This window comes from Phycicoccus sp. 3266 (assembly GCF_031456495.1).
GTDB lineage: Bacteria > Actinomycetota > Actinomycetes > Actinomycetales > Dermatophilaceae > Pedococcus.
In genome coordinates this window covers 1,720,076-1,738,800 of record NZ_JAVDUW010000001.1, presented here as the reverse complement: position 1 = coordinate 1,738,800, position 18,725 = coordinate 1,720,076, and the positions used below count along the sequence as shown (strand labels likewise).

General features: G+C 74.9%; 16 protein-coding genes. 6 read left to right on the top strand and 10 right to left on the bottom strand.

All coding sequences use genetic code 11. The annotated features are described in order from the left end of the window. Nucleotides 1-4: 4 nt before the first annotated feature. The 3 genes from J2X64_RS08335 to J2X64_RS08325 form a co-directional block, all read right to left on the bottom strand. Nucleotides 5-3,412, bottom strand: a complete 3,408-nt coding sequence (locus tag J2X64_RS08335; protein ID WP_310152265.1) for a BTAD domain-containing putative transcriptional regulator — start codon at nucleotides 3,410-3,412, stop codon at nucleotides 5-7. A 189-nt stretch (nucleotides 3,413-3,601) separates the two neighbouring features. Further along, a complete protein-coding gene (locus J2X64_RS08330; protein ID WP_310152260.1) occupies nucleotides 3,602-5,017 on the bottom strand; it encodes an FAD-binding oxidoreductase in 1,416 nt (471 codons plus the stop codon). Nucleotides 5,018-5,162: 145 nt separating this feature from the next. Then, nucleotides 5,163-5,831, bottom strand: a complete 669-nt coding sequence (locus J2X64_RS08325) for a hypothetical protein (protein ID WP_310152258.1) — start codon at nucleotides 5,829-5,831, stop codon at nucleotides 5,163-5,165. 393 nt (nucleotides 5,832-6,224) lie between these two features. Here J2X64_RS08325 and J2X64_RS08320 point away from each other — a divergent pair, with 393 nt between their 5' ends. Both J2X64_RS08320 and J2X64_RS08315 read left to right on the top strand, forming a co-directional pair. Then, complete coding sequence (locus tag J2X64_RS08320; RefSeq protein ID WP_310152255.1) at nucleotides 6,225-6,731, top strand: hypothetical protein; 507 nt, start codon at nucleotides 6,225-6,227, stop codon at nucleotides 6,729-6,731. Nucleotides 6,732-6,809: 78 nt separating this feature from the next. Continuing rightward, nucleotides 6,810-7,319 carry a nucleoside deaminase gene (locus J2X64_RS08315; protein WP_310152252.1) on the top strand — a complete coding sequence of 170 codons (510 nt, stop codon included), beginning with the start codon at nucleotides 6,810-6,812 and terminating at the stop codon, nucleotides 7,317-7,319. Nucleotides 7,320-7,323: 4 nt separating this feature from the next. Here J2X64_RS08315 and J2X64_RS08310 read toward each other — a convergent pair whose 3' ends face one another. Continuing rightward, nucleotides 7,324-9,429 carry an NAD(+) synthase gene (locus tag J2X64_RS08310; RefSeq protein WP_310152249.1) on the bottom strand — a complete coding sequence of 702 codons (2,106 nt, stop codon included), beginning with the start codon at nucleotides 9,427-9,429 and terminating at the stop codon, nucleotides 7,324-7,326. A 104-nt stretch (nucleotides 9,430-9,533) separates the two neighbouring features. Between J2X64_RS08310 and J2X64_RS08305 the strand changes: the two genes are divergently transcribed. Beyond that, entirely contained in the window at nucleotides 9,534-10,208 is a 675-nt protein-coding gene (locus J2X64_RS08305) for a DUF6928 family protein (RefSeq protein ID WP_310152246.1), read from the top strand. A 204-nt stretch (nucleotides 10,209-10,412) separates the two neighbouring features. Continuing rightward, nucleotides 10,413-11,276, top strand: a complete 864-nt coding sequence (locus J2X64_RS08300) for an aldo/keto reductase (protein ID WP_310152243.1) — start codon at nucleotides 10,413-10,415, stop codon at nucleotides 11,274-11,276. Nucleotides 11,277-11,324: 48 nt separating this feature from the next. Here J2X64_RS08300 and J2X64_RS08295 read toward each other — a convergent pair whose 3' ends face one another. From J2X64_RS08295 to J2X64_RS08270, 6 genes are all read right to left on the bottom strand, one after another. Beyond that, nucleotides 11,325-12,500 (bottom strand): sigma-70 family RNA polymerase sigma factor, encoded by a 1,176-nt coding sequence (locus tag J2X64_RS08295; protein WP_310152241.1) that lies wholly within the window; start codon nucleotides 12,498-12,500, stop codon nucleotides 11,325-11,327. Between the two features lie 14 nt (nucleotides 12,501-12,514). Continuing rightward, the gene (locus tag J2X64_RS08290) at nucleotides 12,515-12,931 is read right to left on the bottom strand and encodes a YciI family protein (protein WP_310152238.1); all 417 of its coding nucleotides are present in this window, start codon (nucleotides 12,929-12,931) and stop codon (nucleotides 12,515-12,517) included. A gap of 42 nt (nucleotides 12,932-12,973) precedes the next feature. Continuing rightward, nucleotides 12,974-13,939, bottom strand: coding sequence for an alpha/beta hydrolase (locus J2X64_RS08285; RefSeq protein WP_310152235.1), 966 nt, complete (start codon nucleotides 13,937-13,939; stop codon nucleotides 12,974-12,976). A 9-nt stretch (nucleotides 13,940-13,948) separates the two neighbouring features. Next, nucleotides 13,949-14,731, bottom strand: a complete 783-nt coding sequence (locus J2X64_RS08280; protein WP_310152232.1) for an MOSC domain-containing protein — start codon at nucleotides 14,729-14,731, stop codon at nucleotides 13,949-13,951. Nucleotides 14,732-14,815: 84 nt separating this feature from the next. Then, complete coding sequence (locus J2X64_RS08275; RefSeq protein ID WP_310152230.1) at nucleotides 14,816-15,580, bottom strand: PIG-L deacetylase family protein; 765 nt, start codon at nucleotides 15,578-15,580, stop codon at nucleotides 14,816-14,818. After that, nucleotides 15,577-16,395 (bottom strand): alpha/beta hydrolase, encoded by an 819-nt coding sequence (locus tag J2X64_RS08270; RefSeq protein WP_310152226.1) that lies wholly within the window; start codon nucleotides 16,393-16,395, stop codon nucleotides 15,577-15,579. The genes J2X64_RS08275 and J2X64_RS08270 overlap by 4 nt, the downstream gene beginning before the upstream one ends. 80 nt (nucleotides 16,396-16,475) lie before the next feature. On the opposite strand from J2X64_RS08270, the gene J2X64_RS08265 reads away from it, so the two are divergent. Both J2X64_RS08265 and J2X64_RS08260 read left to right on the top strand, forming a co-directional pair. Further along, on the top strand, nucleotides 16,476-17,132 hold the full coding sequence (locus tag J2X64_RS08265) for a PadR family transcriptional regulator (protein ID WP_310152222.1): 657 nt from the start codon (nucleotides 16,476-16,478) through the stop codon (nucleotides 17,130-17,132). Between the two features lie 88 nt (nucleotides 17,133-17,220). Further along, the gene (locus J2X64_RS08260) at nucleotides 17,221-18,684 is read left to right on the top strand and encodes a glycosyltransferase family 39 protein (RefSeq protein ID WP_310152219.1); all 1,464 of its coding nucleotides are present in this window, start codon (nucleotides 17,221-17,223) and stop codon (nucleotides 18,682-18,684) included. Nucleotides 18,685-18,725 lie beyond the last annotated feature (41 nt).

Below are 18,725 nucleotides of genomic sequence, written 5' to 3'. Positions count from 1 at the left end.
GCGCTCAGAACGTGAAGCGCTCCCGCTGCGCCCGGAACCACTCCGCGGCCAGCGGGAGCTGCCACGCGTCCAGCAGCTCCTGCGCCGCGTCGGCGTGCCGGGCGGCCAGCTCGCGCTCGCCCACGGCGGCGGCGGCCTGCGCGAGGAACAGGTCGACCGGGCCGATCGCGTTGCCGGAGCCCGCGCACGCCGACCTGCCGGCATACGGCGCCAGGCGCTCGTAGGCCTGGGATGCCAGCGCGTGGTCGTCGAGCCAGAGACCCACCTCCGCGGCCGCGCACCAGTTGAGCATGGAGAACCAGTCGTCGCCGTCGAGGTCGACCGGGTGCTGGCGCCAGCACGACACCGCCCGCTCGCGCTCCCCGCCCCGCAGCCAGAACAGCAGGACGGTGGAGGTGACGGGCAGCGGGCTCACCTCGGCGAACTGCTCGAGCGTCGGCGCCACCTCCGCCGACCGGCCCTGCCACAGCCGCAGCGTGATGAACGCCCCGGTCGTCGCGTCCTCGGTCTGCGACAGCGTCATCTGCTGGTCGAGCCGGACGATGTCCGCCATCAGCTCCTCGCACTCCTCGAACCGGCCGGCCATCGCGAGCCACGGCAGGGTGAGGGAGTCCAGGACGATCAGCCCGTACGGCAGCCGCAGCCGCTGCGCACCATCCCGGGCGACGGCGGCGTGCTCCCACATCTCCTCCGGGAGGCCGAGCTCGGCCGCGACGACCGCCCTCAGCGTGGTGGTCACGACGTACGCGCGCTCGTTGCCCAGGCGGTGGGCCAGCTCCATGCCCTCGGTCATCAGCTCGCGGCGCTCGGGGGCGGTCGAGGGCCGCCACAAGGCGGTGAACGCGAGCTGGCACGCGTCGAGCAGCAGCGCCTCGTCGCCGAGCCGGCGCGCCATCGCCAGGCCCTCGTCGCACAGCGCCCGGCGCTCCTCGAAGGTCGAGCCGTAGTAGATCTCCAGCGCCAGGCTGAGCATCACGCGGCAGCGCACCGGGTCGTCGGTGGCGGGCAGCTGCTGGAGCACCTCGCGCAGCGCGCGCACCACGCCCTCGTTGACGCTGCCGTGGGGGCCGGACTGCCACAGCGCACCCACCGCGGTCGTCGTCGCGGCCCGGGCGAGCAGCTGCACGTCGTCGAGCTCCTCCGCGACCGCGATGAGCTCCTCGGTCGTGGCGATGAGACCGGTCCAGTCCCCGCTCCAGCGCTGGGCCTCGGCGAGGTCGGTGAGCACGTCGTAGCGCTCGCGCGGCGTGGAGTCCGGGTCCAGGGGCAGCGTGTCCAGGGCCGAGCGCAGCAGGCCGGCGGCCTCCTCGTACGCGTGCAGCCGGCGCGCGAGCGCGGCCGCGCCGACCGCGGCGAGCCAGGCGCGGGCCGCGTGGGCCGGCCCCGCAGCGAGCCAGTGGCGGGCCAGCTCGGTCTCGCGGCCCGGCATACCCTGCATCGCCTGGGCGAGGCGGGCGTGGGCCCGCGCGCGCCGGGTGGCCGGGATCGCCGCGTAGATCGTGTCGCGCACGAGCGCGTGGCCGAACAGGAACCGGCCGATCCCGTCCTCGCGGACCAGCCCCGCGTCCAGGGCCGGGTCGAGGCGGTCGAGCAGCGTGTCCTCGTCGAGGCCGGACGCCGCCTCGAGCCGGCCGAGGTCGAACGAGCGGCCGACGACGGCGGCCCACCGCAGCACCGACAGCGTCTCCTCGGGGATGCGCTGCAGCCGGCGCGCCAGCACGTCGTGCACCGCGGCCGGGGCGTGCGGCTCGGAGAGCAGCGCGGACAGGTCGCCGCCCTCCCGCGCCAGCCGGCCGTACTCCACGAGGAAGAAGGGGTTCCCGTCCGTGCGGCCGCGCAGCGCCGCCGCCTCGGCGGTGGACGGCGACCGGTGGCTCACCGCCTCGACGACGCGGGAGGCGTCGTCGGCCGACAGCCCGCGCAGCTCGAGGCGCACCGCGTGCCGGCGGGCGAAGGTCTCGACCGCGTCGAGGAGCGCGTCGGCCGGCTCGGGGTGGCTGCGCCACGTGCCGAGCACCATGAGCCGGGCGTCGTGCATCGTCTCGCCGAGCAGCCGCAGCACCCGCAGGCTCGCGACGTCGGCCCAGTGCAGGTCGTCGAGGATCACCAGCAGCGTGCGGCTCGCGGCCGCGTCCAGGACGTCGGCCGCGATCGCCTCCCAGGTGCGAAAGCGCGCACCCCCGTCGTCGTCGCCGTCCTCCTCCGGGAGGTCACGCCCGAGGCCTCGCAGCACCTGCTGCCACGACCACAGCGGTGGGGCACCGTCGTCCTGCGAGCACCGGCCGAGCAGCACGGTGACCCCGCGCGACACGGCCACCGCGGCCAGCTCGGCGGCGAGCCGGCTCTTGCCGATGCCGGGCTCGCCGACGAGGGCCGCCAGGGTCGGCGTCCCCGACTCCGCCCGGTCCAGGGCGCCGACGAGCTCGGCGAGCTGCTCGGAACGCCCGACGAGCGGCCAGTCCGGCAGGCTCGGGACCGTGCCACGGATCCGGGGCGCCGGCGGCGAGGTCTCCGCCGCCGGCGAGGCGGCCGCCTCGCGCCGGGCGGCCGCCGCTCCCTCGCCCTCGATCCGGGTGGTGGGCTCGATCGCCGGGGCCTCGGGCACGGGCGTCCAGTCGAGCACGGGGTCCTGCCGAAGGACCGCCCCCTGCAGGTCGCGCAGCTCCTGGCCCGGCTCCAGCCCGAGCTCGTCGCCGAGCACCTCGCGCACCTCGCGCAGGGCGTCCAGCGCCTCCGCCTGCCGGCCGGAGCGGGTCAGCGCGAGGGCACGCAGGCCCCACAGCCGCTCACGCAGGGGGTGGGCGGTGGTCAGCGCCTCGAGCTCGCCGGCGACCGTCGCGTGCTGGCCGAGCTCGAGCGCCGCGACGGCCCGGTCCTCGAGGGCGACCACCCGCAGCTCCTCGAGCCGGGCGCGCTCGGCGACGGCGGCAGGGGCGTCCTCCAGCTCGAGGTAGGGCGTGCCACGCCACAGCGCGAGCGCCTCGTCGAGGTCGGCGACGACCGACTGGAGCTCCTCGCGCGTCAACCCGCTGGGCTCGTGCAGCCCGGTGTGCCGGCCGAGGCGGCGGTGCGTGCGGCTGACGACCCGGTCGAACCGCGTGGCGTCGAGGTCGTCCTCGGCCACCCGCAGCGCGTACCCCGGCGCCACGGTGACGAGCACGGTGGACGGGGCTCGCGCGGGCCGGTCGGGCTCGAGGGCCCGGCGCAGGCCGGCGACGTACGCCTGGAGCGTGCCCGTGACACCACGCGGCGGGTCCTGCGGCCAGAGCAGGTCGACGATGGCGTCGACGGACACCGGGCGCCCGGCGTTCATGGCCAGGGCAGCGACGAGGGCACGCTGCTTGCGCGTGCCCAGGTCCACCGGCTCGTCCCCGACCTGCGCCTGCGCGGCGCCGAGGACACCCACTCTCACGCGGCGGATGGTACGCGGGGGGCCGCAGCCGCGAACAGGCCTTTTCGACGGAGCCGGCACCGTCCGGAGGCGGTATGCCGGGAGCGTCCCGATCGTGCCCACATGCCGCGGGACACGGGTGTCCCGCGGGCCCCCCGGACCGCGGCACACCCCCTCGGTGCCCCCCGGCTCCTGTCCTTCGTGGGCGCGTCAGTCGGTGACGCGCCCGTCCTCGACCAGCCGCGGGATGCGGTGGTTGCCGAGGAACACACCCCGCGGGTCGACCGCGGTGCGAATCGCCTTGAGCTGCAGCCAGGCCCGCTCGTCGAAGGCGCTGCGGGCGTCGACCGCGCCCTCGGCGAAGTTGAGGTAGCGGCGACCGCTGCCCCACGGCTCGACCGCCCCGACCAGGCGAGCCGCGTCCACCTCGCCCTGCACCGCCATCTCGGGCGTCGCCGCGACCGCGACACCGAAGGCGAGGAACTGCCCGTCGAGCCGCTTGAGGGCACCGCCCTGCTCGTCGGGCCGGCCCAGCGCCCCGCCGAGCTGGCGCAGCTCCGCCGCGAGCAGCGAGGACGTCGAGCCCGGCCCGACCTCGGCGAGGAAGGCGTCGATGGCGGCGTCCGGCAGCGAGGCGAGCATGGCCGAGTCGGAGACACCGGGGGTCGGGCCCTCGGGGTCCATGTGCAGCCGCACCAGGGAGCGCGCCGGCACCCGGCCGAACGTGTCGATCTCGGGTCGCAGGTCACGCAGGCCGGCGATGAGCTCGGCGCCACGCTCGTCGCTCCCGAGGACCGCGCCGTTCACCATGACGATGGAGCGGCCGCGGAGCATCTCCGGGATCTCGGGGATGGGCGGGAGGTTGAGCACCCGGAACGACGTGGTGACCTCGTCCGGGGCGTCGGGCGCCCACTGCGCCCACCGGCGCAGCACGGGCTCGGCCTGCTCGCGGTCCCAGATGAGCATGCCGGCGTAGGCCGACTCGATCGGGAAGAGCCGGAACTCCAGGGCCGTCACGACGCCGAAGCTGCCGCCGCCGCCGCGCAGGGCCCAGAACAGCTCGGGGTTGCGGTTGGCGTCCGCGCGGACGAGCTCACCGTCGGCCGTGACGAGCTCGACGGCGGTGAGGCTGTTGGTGGCGAGGCCGAGCTGGCGGGCGTACCAGCCGATGCCGCCGCCGAGGGAGTAGCCGGCGACGCCCACGTCCGGGCTGCTGCCGTGCAGCGCGGCGAGGCCGGCGTCGGCAGCGGGCTCGGTGACGTGCTCCCACAGCGCCCCGCTCTCGACGCGGGCGATCCGGCGGGCGCTGTCGATGCTCACGCGGGTCATGGCCGACGTGCGCAGCAGGACGACGTCGCCGAGGCCCTGGGCGGCGAGCGGCCCGGCGTTGTGGCCGGTGCCCTGCGGCGCGACCCGCAGGCCGGCGGCTGCGGCGGCGCGGACGACCCGCTGCACGCCGGCGACGTCGGTCGGGGTGGCGACAGCGGCCGGGCGCTGGTCGACGGCGACGTTCCACGGCATCCGCGCGGCGTCGTAGCCGGGGTCGCCGGGCAGCTGCACCTCCGCGTCGCGCAGGTCCCGGAGGGACTCGGCGCGCAGGTCCGAGGTGGTGAGCTCGATGGTCATGGGTGACTCCTTGTTCCGCTTTCTGGTCTGTGCGGAACACAGTGCGCCCATGCGCTTGGGCCGGACTTGGGACCGACTTGGGGTGCCGGTCCGGACACGCCTCGAGCCCCCGGCGACGCCGGCGGGGGCTCGAGGGGTGCGGGGCTCAGACCTTCATCGGCAGGGCGGTGATGCGCGAGGGCACGGGCGCCAGGACCCGCGAGCGCAGGTCGGCCACGGCCTGCTCGAGCATCCCGATGAGGTGGTCGGCCGGGGAGTCGATGCACGCCACCGCGACGCCCTCCACGGCATACGCGACGATGTGCGGCGCCGTCTGGCGGCGGAAGATGCGCTCACGCACCCGGGCGTCCCGGGCGTACCGGACGGCCCAGGTGTGGGCCTCGGGCACCGCGCTGAAGGCGGCCTCGCAGCGGGCATGGAGGTCCTCGTGCTCCTCGGGCAGCGTGTCGAGCATCCGCTCGGCGGTGAGCAGCCCGACCGCGAGCACGTTCTGCCGGGTCGCGGAGACCAGCGGCAGGGCGGTCGCGGCGGCGTGCACGGCGAGCGAGACGTCGATGGCGAGGTCGTCGCCGACGAGCCCCACGACGTCCGGGACGAGGGTGGCGATGCGCCGGCGCTCGTCGTCGGACAGGGCGTCGTTGACGAGCCGGGCCATCGAGGCGAGGAGCGGATGGGTGCAGCGCGGGTGGTCGCTCCACTTCTCACCGGCGAGGAACGAGGCCATCTCCATGAAGCACGCGCCCTTGCGTGGGCTGCGGTGCTTGCCGGCGGACAGCACGGGGACGAGGTCAGGGGTGTTCGTGACAGGCGACATGCTGGCTCCCAGGAACCGGGTCGGCGGGCCCTCCCCGTGGTCCCTCGTCCACTATGCGCCGCGACCGGGTCGAGCGCTAGCCCGGTTCCACGGCAGGTGGAGCGGGTGACCCGACGCCGTCGGCTGCGGGTGGGGGCCGCGGCCGCCGCACTCCCTCGGCGGTGGGGGTCGCGCCCTGCCACCCCGCGGGTGGGCGGGGCCAGCGCCGCTCCACCGGAGGCAAACGGGCGCAGCCGCAGGGGTGCCGTCAGCCCCGTGGTGGAGACGGTCGGCCCGCTGCGGGCCGATGTGGGCGACGCCCCGGCGACCCACCATGGGAGGTGCGGGGAAAGCGGCCAGGGGACGGGTCGGGCGCCTCGCGCAGGGACAGCTCGTCAGAAGGGAACCGGGGGCATGACAGTCATCGACCGCCTCTACACCAACGCCTGGTACGTCACCCACGCCGCGCCCGAGAAGCGGGAGCAGCTCGCCGCCGACGTGACCCGGACCTGGATGGCGGCGGAGGCGGCCGTCGAGGACGCCAACCGCGCGCGGACGGTGTCGGGCCTGTCGCCCGCCCGCTCCGCCCTCGCCCTGTCGATCGGCAACTCCGCGCAGGCGGAGTACCACCGGGCCCGCTCCCGCGCCCTCGAGGCGGCCCGCTGCACCGACATCATCGCCGGGCACGCGTTCACGATCACCCGCACCGGCGAGCGCGGCGGCCCGGTGCTCATCGAGATCGCCTCGTGCACCTTGCCCCGAACGGTCAGCCTGAGCCAGACGCAGCGGGGCGGGGAGTGGACGGCCACGATGACCGACCCCCAGTCCCGGCACGCGGAGCGGTTCACCACCCTGCTCGGCTCCGACCCGTGGGACGCGATGCACCGCGCGTGCGACTGGATCACCAGCGGCCAGCTCTGAGCCGGTCCCCCCTCCCGACCGGCTCGGAACCCCGCCAGACGCACCAGTGCGGGACCGCCCGGCCCTAGCCTGTCGGGCATGGCGCTGACCGAGACCGACCTGGACCACCTGCGACGCTGCGTCGAGCTCGCCGCTGAGGCGCTCGAGGCGGGGGACGAGCCGTTCGGCTCGGTGCTGGTCGCCGGCGGCGAGCGCCTGGCAGAGGACCGCAACCGGGAGACGACGATGGCCGACCCCACCCGGCACCCGGAGCTCGAGCTGGCCCGCCGGGCGGCCGAGCTGCTGTCGCCGGACGAGCGCGCGGGCGCGACGGTCTACACGTCCGGCGAGCACTGCGCCATGTGCGCCGCCGCGACGGGGTGGGTCGGCATCGGCCGGGTCGTGTATGCCGTGTCGACCGAGCAGTACGTCGGCTGGCTGCGCGGGTGGGGCGTGGGCCCGGCACCCGTGGCCGCCCTGCCGGTGTTAGCCGTGGCGCCGGGCGTCCAGGTCGACGGGCCGGCCGAGGAGCTCACTGGCGAGGTGCGCGAGCTGCACCGCCGGCTGCAGGCGCAACGGCGCGGCACACCCATCGACGCACTGGACTGAGGGGCTAGGCCTCGGGCACGTTGGTGCGCAGCTCCTCCAGCCACGCGCGGCCGGTGACGTCCGACGGCATCCGCCAGTCCCCGCGGGGCGAGAGCGACCCGCCGGCGACCACCTTGGGACCGTTGGGCAGCGCCGAGCGCTTGAACTGGTTGGCGAAGAACCGCGTGAGGAAGGCCTCCTCCCAGCGCCGGATCGTGGCCAGGTCGTATGCCGTGCGCCGGTCCTCGGGGAAGCCGGCCGGCCACTCGCCCGCCTCGGCGTCCGCCCACGCGTGCAGGGCGAGGAACGCGATCTTGCTCGGCCGGTAGCCCCAGCGCAGCACGTGGTACAGCGTGAAGTCGTTGAGCGCGTAGGGGCCGACGGCGTCCTCGGTGGACTGCATCGCCTCGCCCTCGGCGACCGGGACGAGCTCGGGGCTGATCTCCTGGTCGACGATCGTCGTGAGGGTGTCGTTGACCTCGCCCTCGAACTGGCCGCTCGCGACGACCCAGCGGATGAGGTGCTGGATGAGCGTCTTGGGGATGCCGGCGTTGACGCCGTAGTGCGACATCTGGTCGCCGACGCCGTAGGTGCACCAGCCGAGCGCGAGCTCGGAGAGGTCGCCGGTGCCGAGGACGATGCCGCCGCGCTGGTTCGCCGCGCGGAAGAGGTAGTCGGTGCGCAGACCGGCCTGGACGTTCTCGAACGTGACGTCGTAGACCTCCTCACCGTCGCCCGCGGGATGGCCGAGACCCTTGAGCATCTGGGTCGCGGCCGGTCGGATGTCGAGCTCCTCCCACGTGATGCCGAGGCTCTCCATCAGGTGGATCGCGTTCTCCTTGGTGCCCTTGCTCGTCGCGAAGCCGGGCATCGTGAAGCCGAGGATGTCGGTGCGCGGCCGCCCGAGCCGGTCCATCGCCTTGGCGGCGACGATCAGCGCGTGGGTCGAGTCGAGGCCGCCGCTGACGCCGATGACGACCTTGGGCTGCCAGGTGTCCGAGCCGATAGAGCGCAAACGCTGCTCGAGCCCGGAGACCTGGATGTTGTACGCCTCGTAGCAGTCCTGCGCGAGCCGCGCCTCGTCGTCGGGGACGAAGGGGAAGCGGTCGACCTTGCGCCGCAGGCCGATGTCGCCGCGCGGCGGGTCGAGGGTGAACTCGAGGGCCCGGAACAGCTCGCCGTCCTCCTCGCCGATCCACTCGGTGCGCCGGTTGTCCTCGAACGTCCCCTGCCGGATCCGCTCCTGACGGATGCCGTCGAGGTCGACGTCGACGACGGTCGCCTGCGCGGACTCGGGGAACCGCTCCGTCTGTCCGAGCAGCCGTCCCATCTCGTAGGCCATCGTCATGCCGTCCCACGACAGGTCGGTGGTCGACTCGCCCCGGCTGGCCGCGGCATACAGGTAGGCGGCGCTGCACCGGGCACTGGCGGACCGGGCGTAGAGGTGGCGGTCCTCGGCGCGGCCCACGGTGATGGGGGAGGCGGAGAGGTTGACCAGCACGGTGGCGCCGGCGAGGGCGGCCTTGGCGCTCGGCGGCACCGGGACCCACATGTCCTCGCAGACCTCGGCGTGCACGGCGAGGTCCGGGAGGTCGGCGGCGCGGAAGACGAGGTCGACCCCGAAGGGGATGTCGCCGTCCTCGTCCGCCCCGGGCCAGTGCGGTCGGGTGAGGACGGTGCCGCGGATGCCGGCGCCGGAGGCGAACTGGCGGGCCTCGTAGAACTCGCGGTACGTCGGCAGGTGCGACTTGGGGGCGACGCCGAGGACGTAGCCGCCCTGGATCACGACGGCGCAGTTGTAGATCCGGCTGCCGCTGCGCAGCGGGGCACCGACGACGACCAGCGGTCGCAGGCCCCGGGTCGCGGTGGCGAGGTCGACGATCGCGCGGTCGACGGCGTCGAGCAGGACGTCCTGCATGAAGAGATCGTCGATCGAGTAGCCCGACAGGCTCAGCTCGGGGAACAGGGTCACGGCGACGCCGTCCTCGTGGTGCCGCCGCACCTGCTCGAGGATCGCCTCGGCGTTGCGGGCCGGGTCGGCGGCGGAGACGGGGAGGGTGCACGCGGCGACGCGGGCGAAGCCGTGGCGGTAGGCCGAGCGGAAGTCCTTGCTGGGGGCTCCGGAGTCCATGGCCCGAGTCTGTCAGAGCAGGCGCCGGCGGGCCGCCGAGACCGAACGCCCCGCGCGCGGGGCGGCGTCGCTACCGTGGCGGTCAGCCGAGACCGGGAGGGGCCGTGGGCTTCAAGACAGCGTTGTATGCCGTGGGGCCGGGGACGCCGCGCGACGACGTCCGGGCGCACGCCGAGGGTGGACCGGAGGCGGCGCGAGCCGCCGCGACCCGGTGGTTCCCCGACGCCGAGGTGACACCACTGGGGGTGAGCACGCTCGCCGACGGCGGCTACCCCGGCAGCGAGGACGAGCTGTACGTCGCGACGTTCGGGCCGACCACCGTCCTCGGCGGGATGGTGCCGCCGGCGCAGGTGGACCGGCTCGGCCGGGCGGCGGCGGAGGCCGGCCTGATGACGTGGCAGCTGATGATCCACAGCGTCGTCGACCTGTGCCAGTTCGAGGTGCACCGGGCCGACGGCACCGTCCTCCGCTCGTTCGAGGCCTACTCGGACAAGGAGCTCGACGACTCGGTGGCCGACTCGGTGGGGGAGCCGCTGCCGTTCGAGGTGCCGTACTGGGCCGGGGAGCACCGCGAGGAGGAGGACTCGCCGTTCCTGTTCCACCCGCTGGAGCTCGGCGATGCCGCGATCGCGTGGATGTTCGGCACGTTCGGCGAGGGCGCGCCCCCGGACGCGGTGCAGGCCGAGCTGGGGGGGCTCGCCGACCCGTTCGACCTGCCGATGCACGGCTTCCGCCTGCGCACGGCCCGCAGGGGCCTGCTCCGCCGCCTCCGCCGCTGAGGTCGGGGCTGGTCGCGGGCTGCCGCGGAAGCACCCGGGTCAGACCTGCGACCACACCCTTCTCACGAAGCGGAACGGCCGACTCGCATGACGAGACGGCGGGGAACATCCTCCGGCGGGAGGGACTTGGCACTGGTGAGGGCAGTCGCCCGGTGACCCACCGCGAGCGTCGCCCACAGCCCCCCCCACGAAGGAGTTGATGACGTGCAGCAGCGTGTGCTCGGCGACCTGAAGGTCAGCGCGATCGGGCTCGGCGGGATGCCGATGTCCATCGAGGGCCGGCCCGACCGTGAGCGGTCCGTCGCCACCATCCACGCCGCCCTCGACGCCGGTGTCACCCTCATCGACACGGCGGACGCCTACCACCGCGACGCCGGCGAGGTGGGCCACAACGAGTCCCTGATCGCCGAGGCCCTGCAGTCCTGGGGCGGCGACACCTCGTCCGTGGTCGTGGCCACCAAGGGCGGCCACCTGCGCCCGGGCGACGGGTCGTGGACGGTGAACGGCGACCCGGCATACCTCAAGCAGGCGGCGCGCGACTCGGCCAAGCGTCTCGGCGTCGAGGCCATCGGCCTGTACCAGTTCCACCGCCCGGACCCGAAGGTGCCGTATGCCGAGTCCGTCGGCGCGCTGGCGGAGCTGCTCGACGAGGGCCTCATCGCCCGCGCCGGCATCTCCAACGCCACCGTGGCGCAGATCGACCAGGCGAACGAGGTCCTGGGCGGCCGGCTCGTGTCGGTGCAGAACCAGTTCTCCCCGAAGTTCCTGTCCAGCCGCGGCGAGCTCGACCACTGCGCCGAGCTCGGGATCGCGTTCCTGCCGTGGAGCCCGCTCGGCGGCATCTCCGACGCCTCCGAGCTGGGGTCGCGGCACTCCGCGTTCGCGGAGGTGGCGAAGGCGCACGACGTCAGCCCGCAGCAGGTGGCGCTGGCGTGGGAGCTGTCGCTCTCCGAGGTCGTCCTGCCGATCCCCGGGGCGTCCCGCCCGACGTCCATCCAGGACTCGGTGAAGGCGGCCGACCTCGTGCTCACCGCCGACGAGCTCGAGCGCCTCACCACCGCGGGCTGACCCGCCCGCACGCAAGAACCCCGCCAGGCCGTCCGGCCGGGGCACCCGTCACGACGTGGCGGCGTGCCCCAGCCGGGCGGCCTGTCGCGTGAGGTGGTCGCGCTCGGCGGCGTTCGTCGCGGCGCGGGCCGCCGCGGCATACAGGCTGCGGGCCTGCTCCAGGTCCCCGGCGCGTTCGTGCAGGTAGGCCGCGACCGCGTCGTGCCGCGGCACGGAGACGGGCACGGCGGCGAGCGCCCGCAGACCGGCGAGCGGTCCGTCCGCCTCGCCGACGGCCACCGCGCGGTTGAGCGCCACCACGGGGCTGTCGGTGAGCGCGGCGAGCTCGTCGTACCACTCCACCACCTGCGTCCAGTCGGTGTCTTCGGCGGTGGGCGCGTCGGCGTGCAGGGCCGCGATCGCGGCCTGCGCCTGGTACTCGCCGAGCCGGTCGCGGGCGAGCGCCGCCTGCAGGACCTGTACCCCCTCGGCGATGAGGGCGGTGTCCCAGCGCGAGCGGTCCTGCTCGGCGAGCGGGACGAGGCGGCCGTCGGCCGTGAACCGGGCCTCCCGCCGGGCGTGGTGCAGCAGCATCAACGCGAGCAGACCAGCGACCTCGGGCTCGTCGGAAAGCGTGGCCAGCTGCCGGGTGAGCCGGATCGCCTCGGCAGCCAGGTCGACCTCCCCGGAGTACCCCTCGTTGAAGACGAGGTAGAGCACGGTCAGCACCGAGCGCAGGTCCCCGGGGGTGCGCAGCCGTTCGCCGTCCACGGTGCGCTTGGCCCGGCTGATCCGCTGGGCCATCGTCGCCTCCGGGACGAGGTACGCCTCGGCGACCTGCCGCGTCGTGAGGCCGCCGACGGCGCGCAGGGTGAGCGCGACGGCCGAGGCGGGCGTCAGCGAGGGGTGGCAGCACAGGAAGTACAGGAGCAGCGTGTCGTCGGCCTGCTCGGTCGGGCCGGGGGCCGGCTCCTCCAGCTCGCGTTCCTCGCGGCGGCGACGCGCGACCTCCGAGCGCTGGAGGTCGACGAGCTTGCGCTGCGCGACGGTGACCAGCCACGCCTTCGGGTCGCGGGGCAGCCCGTCCGCCGGCCACCGCCGGTACGCCTCGATCAGGGCCTCCTGGACGGCGTCCTCGGCCGCCGCGAAGTTGCCCTCGCGGCGGACGAGGATGCCCAGCACCTGGGGCCCGAGCAGACGCAGCTGTGCCTCCACGTCGAGGGCCGGCGCCTCCTGCGAGGTCACCGGCGGCTCCGCCGTCACTCGACCGCGTTGGGCCGGTGCTCGAGGAAGGGGCGCACCTCGATCCACTCCTGGATCGGCACGCCACCCGGTCCCGGCGCGGACGAGAGGAACGCGGCGGCCTCGTGGGCGCGCTCCTGCGAGTCGACGTCGACGATCATCCACCCGGCGATGAGGTCCTTGGTCTCCGCGAAGGGGCCGTCGGTCACCGGCGGCCTGCCCTCGCCGTCGAACCGGACGAAGGTGCCCTCCGGGGACAGCGCCTGTCCGTCGACGAACTCGCCGCGCTCGCGCAGGGTGTCGGCGACGTGGTCCATGAAGGCGATGTGGTCGTGGACCTCCTGCGGGGTCCAGGTCTCCATGGGGGGCAGCTGCCCCTGTCCGGTCTGCTCGTGGGAGCTGCGGTAGTGCTTGAGCAGCAGGTACTTGGCCATGTCTGGCTGTCTCCTTCGGTCGGGGCGTCCGGGTGGCCGCCGTCAGCCCTGGGACGGAGCCGCCTGCGCGTTCTCGACATCCCGGCGAAGGTGGGCGTCGAGCCAGCCGACGATCTCCTCCATGACCTCGTCGCGGTTGGTCTCGTTGAGGACCTCGTGGCGCGCCCCGGGCCAGTACCTGGTGGTCACGTCGCGCACCCCCAGCCGCCGCAGCTGGTCGGCGACCTGCTGGACGCCCTTGGTGTTCGCGCCGACCGGGTCGAGCGCCCCGGACACGAGGTGTACGGGCAGCTCGTGCGGGATGCGGGCGACGTCCTCGTCGCGGTTGATCCGCGCCAGGCCGCCGAGCAGGTCGGAGTAGAACCCGGCCGTGAAGACGGCCCCGCAGCGGATGTCCTCGATGTACTTGTCGACCTCGGCCTCGTCGCGCGACAGCCAGTCGAACGGCGTGCGGTTCGGCTTGAACGCCGAGTTGTACTGCCCGAACGTCAGGGTGTTCATGAGCCCGCTGCGGTGCCGGCGTCCCTGCAGGCGGGCCTGCACCGTGGCGATGCGCCGGCCGACGGCGCCGAGCAGCCCGGGGTCCCCGGCGGTCCCGATGAGCACCAGCCCGTCGAGCTCGAACCCGTTGCGGATGGCGTACGCGCGGGCCAGGAACGAGCCCATGCTGTGCCCGACGAGGAAGAACGGCAGCTCGCCCTGCTCCTCACGGGCACGACGGCCGATGAGGTGCAGGTCGGCGACCACGGTGTCGAACCCGTCGCGGTCGGCGAAGTAGCCCTCGTCCTCGGGCGCGCGCGCCGTCCCGCCGTGGCCGCGGTGGTCGCCGGCGTACACGGCATACCCGGCGGCGGTGAGGCGCTCGGCGAACCGCACGTAGCGCTCGGAGTGCTCGGCCATGCCGTGCGCGAGCTGCACGATCGCCTTGGTGGGGCCGTCCGGCAACCACCGGTTCACGTGCACTCGGGTGCCGTCGGGGGTCTCGAGGGAGAAGGTGCTCGCCTGCATGGCCCGACCCTAGTGCGCGGCCCGCTCCGGCGTCCCGGGGTCGCCGACCCGGACGCTGCCCGGGGTCACCACGCGGGCGTCGACCCCGAAGACGGGCAGCCCGTCCCGCGGCTCCAGGTGCCGCAGCACCCGGCTGTCGCGCAGCCCGGTGGTCGGGTCCGCGTCGATGACGGCACACCGGTCGATCCGGCCGACGACCTCCACCACGGCCGCGCCGACGCGCAGGCGGCTGCCCGGTTCGGGGTCGCGGTCGGCCTCGAGGGTCACGGTGGCGCGGAACCGCTCGTCGAGCGCAGCGGGGACGGTGGCTCCGGCGGCGCGCAGCCGCCCCGCCAGGCGGTCGAGCTCGCCCGTCGTCACCAGCGACACGGGGGCGCCCCAAACCACCGCGCCCCGTTCCGTGGCGACCACCGTCGCCGGGCGACCGAGGTATGCCGTGAGCGCGGCGTCGTGCGACCCGTCGAGCGGGCGCAGGGTGGCCGGGCGACCCCAGTAGTCGCCCTCGACCGTGCCGCCACCGGCCGCGCCGAAGGCGTCGGCCTCGTCGGCTTCGGCGGGACCGACGAGCACGGTGCCGTCGGGCAGGCGCAGGCGCAGGAGCCCGTCCTCGACCTCGGCCTCGACGCGCGCGAGCGCAGGGTGGTCGACGGTCCGGAGCACCCGGCCCGTGGCCGGGTCGGCCACGGCATACCTCCGGTCGCCCTCGGGCCCGTCGGCTGTGAGCTGCACGAGCGGGCGGGACAGGTGGCGCGTGCCCTTGACGGCGGCGAAGCCCAGTCGACGTACACGCACCGGTCCAGCCTCGCACTGCGGTGTCCGCGGCGGCGCCGACGGTCCCGACGAGTGCTTGCCGTGGTCAGCTGCCGAGGGCGGGCGTCAGGACCACGGGAGGCCGAGCAGCTCGCGCTCCTGCTCCCCACCCGTCCACGGCGGGTCGGCCCGGACGAGGTGGTCGGTGGCGAGGAAGGCCCGGCGCAGCTGCTCGGGCAGTCCGTCGAAGGGGGAGCCCTGGGACCGGTGCAGGGCGATGGCCTCGAGCCGGTCCCCGTAGTGGTCGGAGGCGTCGAGCACCGTGGTGACCTCCTCGTCGGGCGTGCCGATGGACGGGTTGGTCGTGTAGGCCGCCGCAGCGGCGTCACCCTGGTGGTGCCGGACCCACTCGCGCATCAGCGACCGCGGCAGCGCGTGCCGGTACAGCGGCGTCCCGGTGCCGTCGAGGACCACGTCCAGGGCGTCGCGGACGCGACGGTGGTCGCGGTGCCCGTCGCTGCCGTCGAGGGTGACGACGACGTCCGGGTGCAGCGGTTCGAGGGCGGCGGCGAGGGAGTCGACGACCAAGTCGAACGGCGCCCCGCTCAGCGTGTCGGGTGCGCACGGGCCGTCCATCCCGGAGTCGCGGAAGTCGAGCAGCACCACGTCGTCGACGCCCAGCGCCGCGGCCGCCGCCCGCAGCTCGGCCTCGCGGAGGGCCGCCACGCCGCCTGCCGGCACCTGCACGCGCTCGTGCACCTCGCCGGCCTCCCCGCGCGTCGCGCACACGACCACCGTGCGGACCCCTCGGGCTGCGGCGCGCAGGAGCACCGACCCGCACCCGAACGTCTCGTCGTCGGGGTGCGCCACGACCACGGCCAGCACCGTCACGCGACCCTCCCGACGAAGTCCTCGATGGCCGCGACCATCTCAGCAGGCACCTCGAACATGGGGAAGTGGCTCGCAGCCTCCAGCCGGCGCACGGAGAACCAGGGGCGCTCGTCTGCCCATGCCTGCTGGGCGACGAGGAGCGCGGGGTCGTCCGGCTGGGCATAGAGGTGCAGCACGGGGCACGGCTGCACGGCGGCGAACGCCTCCAGCGGCACGGGGTGTCGCTCGAACCCCGCTGCGATCTCGCGCCCGGCGCGGTGCCAGTGCTCCCGCCCATAGGTGCCCATGTCCGCGACGTACCGCCGCAGGTCGGGCAGGTCGAGCCCCGCGGTCCACAGGTCCTGCAGGGCGGCGCGGACCTCCCGCCAGGCGGCGGACTGCAGCGCGGCGAGCGCGTCGGCGAAGCCGGGCGGGGCGCCCAGCGGCATCCAGTCGAGCAGCACCACGCCCGGGACCCGTGCCGGCCCGAGCCGCCGCCGCAGCTCGAGGGCGGTCCACCCCGCGTGCGACAGAGCGACGGGGACGAACGCCTCCACGCCGGCCGCGTCGAGGGTCGCCACGACCGCGTCGGCCAGCAGCGAGCTGTCGTAGTCCCCGGGACGGCGGGACTCACCGTGCCCGGGCAGGTCCACGGACAGTGAGCGCCGGAGCCGGGCGGACCGCTCGAGGAGCGGGTCGAAGACGGTTCGGTCGCCGCACCAGCCGGGCACGAAGACCAGGGCGGGCCCCCCGCCACCGAGGTCGGTCACCGGCAACGTCTCGGCACCGGAGGTGCCCGGGTGGGCCGTGGGTGCGCTGGACGAGGTGGTCGTCATGGTCGGTCCTCTCATTTACTGTCCTGTGCAGTATGTGGGATCAGGGTGATACTGCCCAGGGCACCGTGTCAAGATGTCCCATGCCCAGCGCCCCCACCGGCACCTCCTACGCCGTCCTCGGCCTGCTGTCCCTGCGGTCGTGGACCACCTACGAGCTCGCCCAGCAGGTCCGTCGCAGCCTCAACTGGTTCTGGCCGCGGGCCGAGCGCAAGCTCTACCAGGAGCCCAAGGCGCTCGTGGAGCGCGGACTCGCGACGTCCCGCACGGAGCACACCGGCCGGCGCCCGCGCACGGTCTACACGATCACCCCCGAGGGACGTGCCGCCCTGCGCGAGTGGCTGAACCAGCCCGCGGCACCCCGGTCCGGGGAGTCCGAGGCGATGGTCAAGGTGTTCTTCGCCGATGCGGGTGACCTCGAACAGCTGGACGCGACGCTGTCGCGACAGGGCGACGAGGCGGCCGAGCGGATCGAGTCGCTGACCGCGATGGCGGAGGCCTCGCTTGACGAGTCCGCCTTCCCCGAGCGGCTGCACCTGAGCGCGCTCTCGCTGCGGCTCCAGCTCGAGCAGGAGCTCGCGGTGCTGCGCTGGACCAGGTGGGCCCGCGAGCAGGTCGCGCAGTGGGGGTCGACGTCCGACCCCGCCGGGTGGTCCGCCGCGGACAGCCTGCGCCGGCTGGTGGACGACGGCCGGGCCGCCCTCGCCGGGCACGGCAGCCTCGCCCCGGACCGGCGATGACGGCGACCCGGGCCCGGCACAGCGGGGGTTGAGCAGATCCTCAGGTGGCACCCAGCCCCGCTGCAGTCCGACCCCCGACGATCAGGGGGTGGCGTGGACCGACCGTGTCGTGGTCCCCGGGCGCCTGCGGCTCCCCGGTCGGGCTGTCGCACCCCTGCTCGTCGCGGTGCTGCTCGTGGCCGGCGCGCTCGGTCTCGCCCGCCTCGACGACCAGCCGCTCTGGTACGACGAGGTCGCATCGGCGTGGGCGTCCTCGCTCAGCTGGGTGCGCCTCGACGCGCTGCTGGGCGTGACCGACGCCAACATCGGCCCCTACTACGCCCTGCTGCACCTGTGGCGTGACGTCGTCGGCGCGGCCGACTGGACGCTGCGGCTGCCGAGCGTGGTCGGGTTCGTCGCGACCGTCCTGCTGACCGCGCGGCTCGGCCAGCGCTGGCTCGGCCCCCGGGCCGGGCTGGTGCCGGCGCTGTTCGTCGCGGTGCACCCCTTCGCGGTGGCCTACGCGCGCGACGCCCGTCCGTACGCCCTCGTCACCGCGACGGTCCTCGCCTCGACCCTGCTCGCGGTCCGCCTCCACGACCTCGCACCCGAGGACCCGGCACGTCGGCGCACCTCCGTCCTCTACGTGCTGGCGGCCTCGACCTCGGTCGTGCTGCACCTGTATGCCGTACTCGTCCTGGGCGTGGTGGCGCTCGCTCTGCTGCCCGCTGACGGCCGCGGCCGCCGGCGCTGGCTGGCCTGGAACGTCCCCGTCGGCCTGGTCACCGCGGTGGTGCTCGCCGTCTCGCTGCGCCAGCGGGGCCAGCTCGCGTGGGTGCCACCCATCACCCCGTCCTCCCTCGTCGGCGGGGCGTCACTGCTGGCCGGCGGGCCGGTCGTGCTCGCAGCGACCCTCGCGGCCGCCCTGGTGGTGGCCCGCTCCCGCGTGTTCGAGCGGCGCACGACGCTGCTGCTGCTCGGGGTCCTCGTCGTGCCGCTCGCCGCCCTCGCCGCCGCCAGCGTGGTGGCGCCGACGTTCGTCCCCCGGTACCTCGAGCCGGTCGTGCCGTTCCAGTCCCTCGTCCTCGCCGGTGCCGTCGTCGCGCTGCGCCACCACGCGACCCGGCTGGTAGCTGCCGCCGCCACGGCGGCCGTCCTGGCCGTGGGGACGGTCTCGGTCGTGGCTGCGTCCTACCAGCACGAGGACTACCGCCTCGCCAGCCACGAGCTCCTGTCCCGGGCGCGTCCGGGGGACGGGGCCGTGTGGGCCGACACCTCCGTCCGGCTCGGGATGTCCTACTACCTGCGGCGGGAGGCAGCAGCCACCGGCGACGGGGCGCGGGTCCCCACCGACGTCCTGGCCCTGCCCCGCGGGCACACCGTCGGGTTCCGGGTGCCGCAGGCCACGGGCGCTGCCGCGACGCGCACGGAGGACCGCTACCGGCGCGTGTGGGTGGTCTCCTACGCCGGTAGGGCCCTGCCGTCGCTCGACCCGCGGTTCCGCTGCGAGCCGGGATCGCCGCACGGGGGGCTGGTCGTGCGGCTCTGCGTCAACACGGGCAGCACCGCCTGAGGCAGACCGGTCGCGCTACGACCGTCCCACCCGGGCAGCGC

Coding starts and splice junctions, on each gene's coding strand:
- J2X64_RS08265 (WP_310152222.1), top strand. CDS start 16,476: ATGCCCAGCGCCCCCACCGGCACCTCCTACGCCGTCCTCGGCCTGCTG.
- J2X64_RS08270 (WP_310152226.1), bottom strand. CDS start 16,395: ATGACGACCACCTCGTCCAGCGCACCCACGGCCCACCCGGGCACCTCC.
- J2X64_RS08330 (WP_310152260.1), bottom strand. CDS start 5,017: ATGACCATCGAGCTCACCACCTCGGACCTGCGCGCCGAGTCCCTCCGG.
- J2X64_RS08285 (WP_310152235.1), bottom strand. CDS start 13,939: ATGCAGGCGAGCACCTTCTCCCTCGAGACCCCCGACGGCACCCGAGTG.
- J2X64_RS08315 (WP_310152252.1), top strand. CDS start 6,810: ATGGCGCTGACCGAGACCGACCTGGACCACCTGCGACGCTGCGTCGAG.
- J2X64_RS08310 (WP_310152249.1), bottom strand. CDS start 9,429: ATGGACTCCGGAGCCCCCAGCAAGGACTTCCGCTCGGCCTACCGCCAC.
- J2X64_RS08290 (WP_310152238.1), bottom strand. CDS start 12,931: ATGGCCAAGTACCTGCTGCTCAAGCACTACCGCAGCTCCCACGAGCAG.
- J2X64_RS08320 (WP_310152255.1), top strand. CDS start 6,225: ATGACAGTCATCGACCGCCTCTACACCAACGCCTGGTACGTCACCCAC.
- J2X64_RS08325 (WP_310152258.1), bottom strand. CDS start 5,831: ATGTCGCCTGTCACGAACACCCCTGACCTCGTCCCCGTGCTGTCCGCC.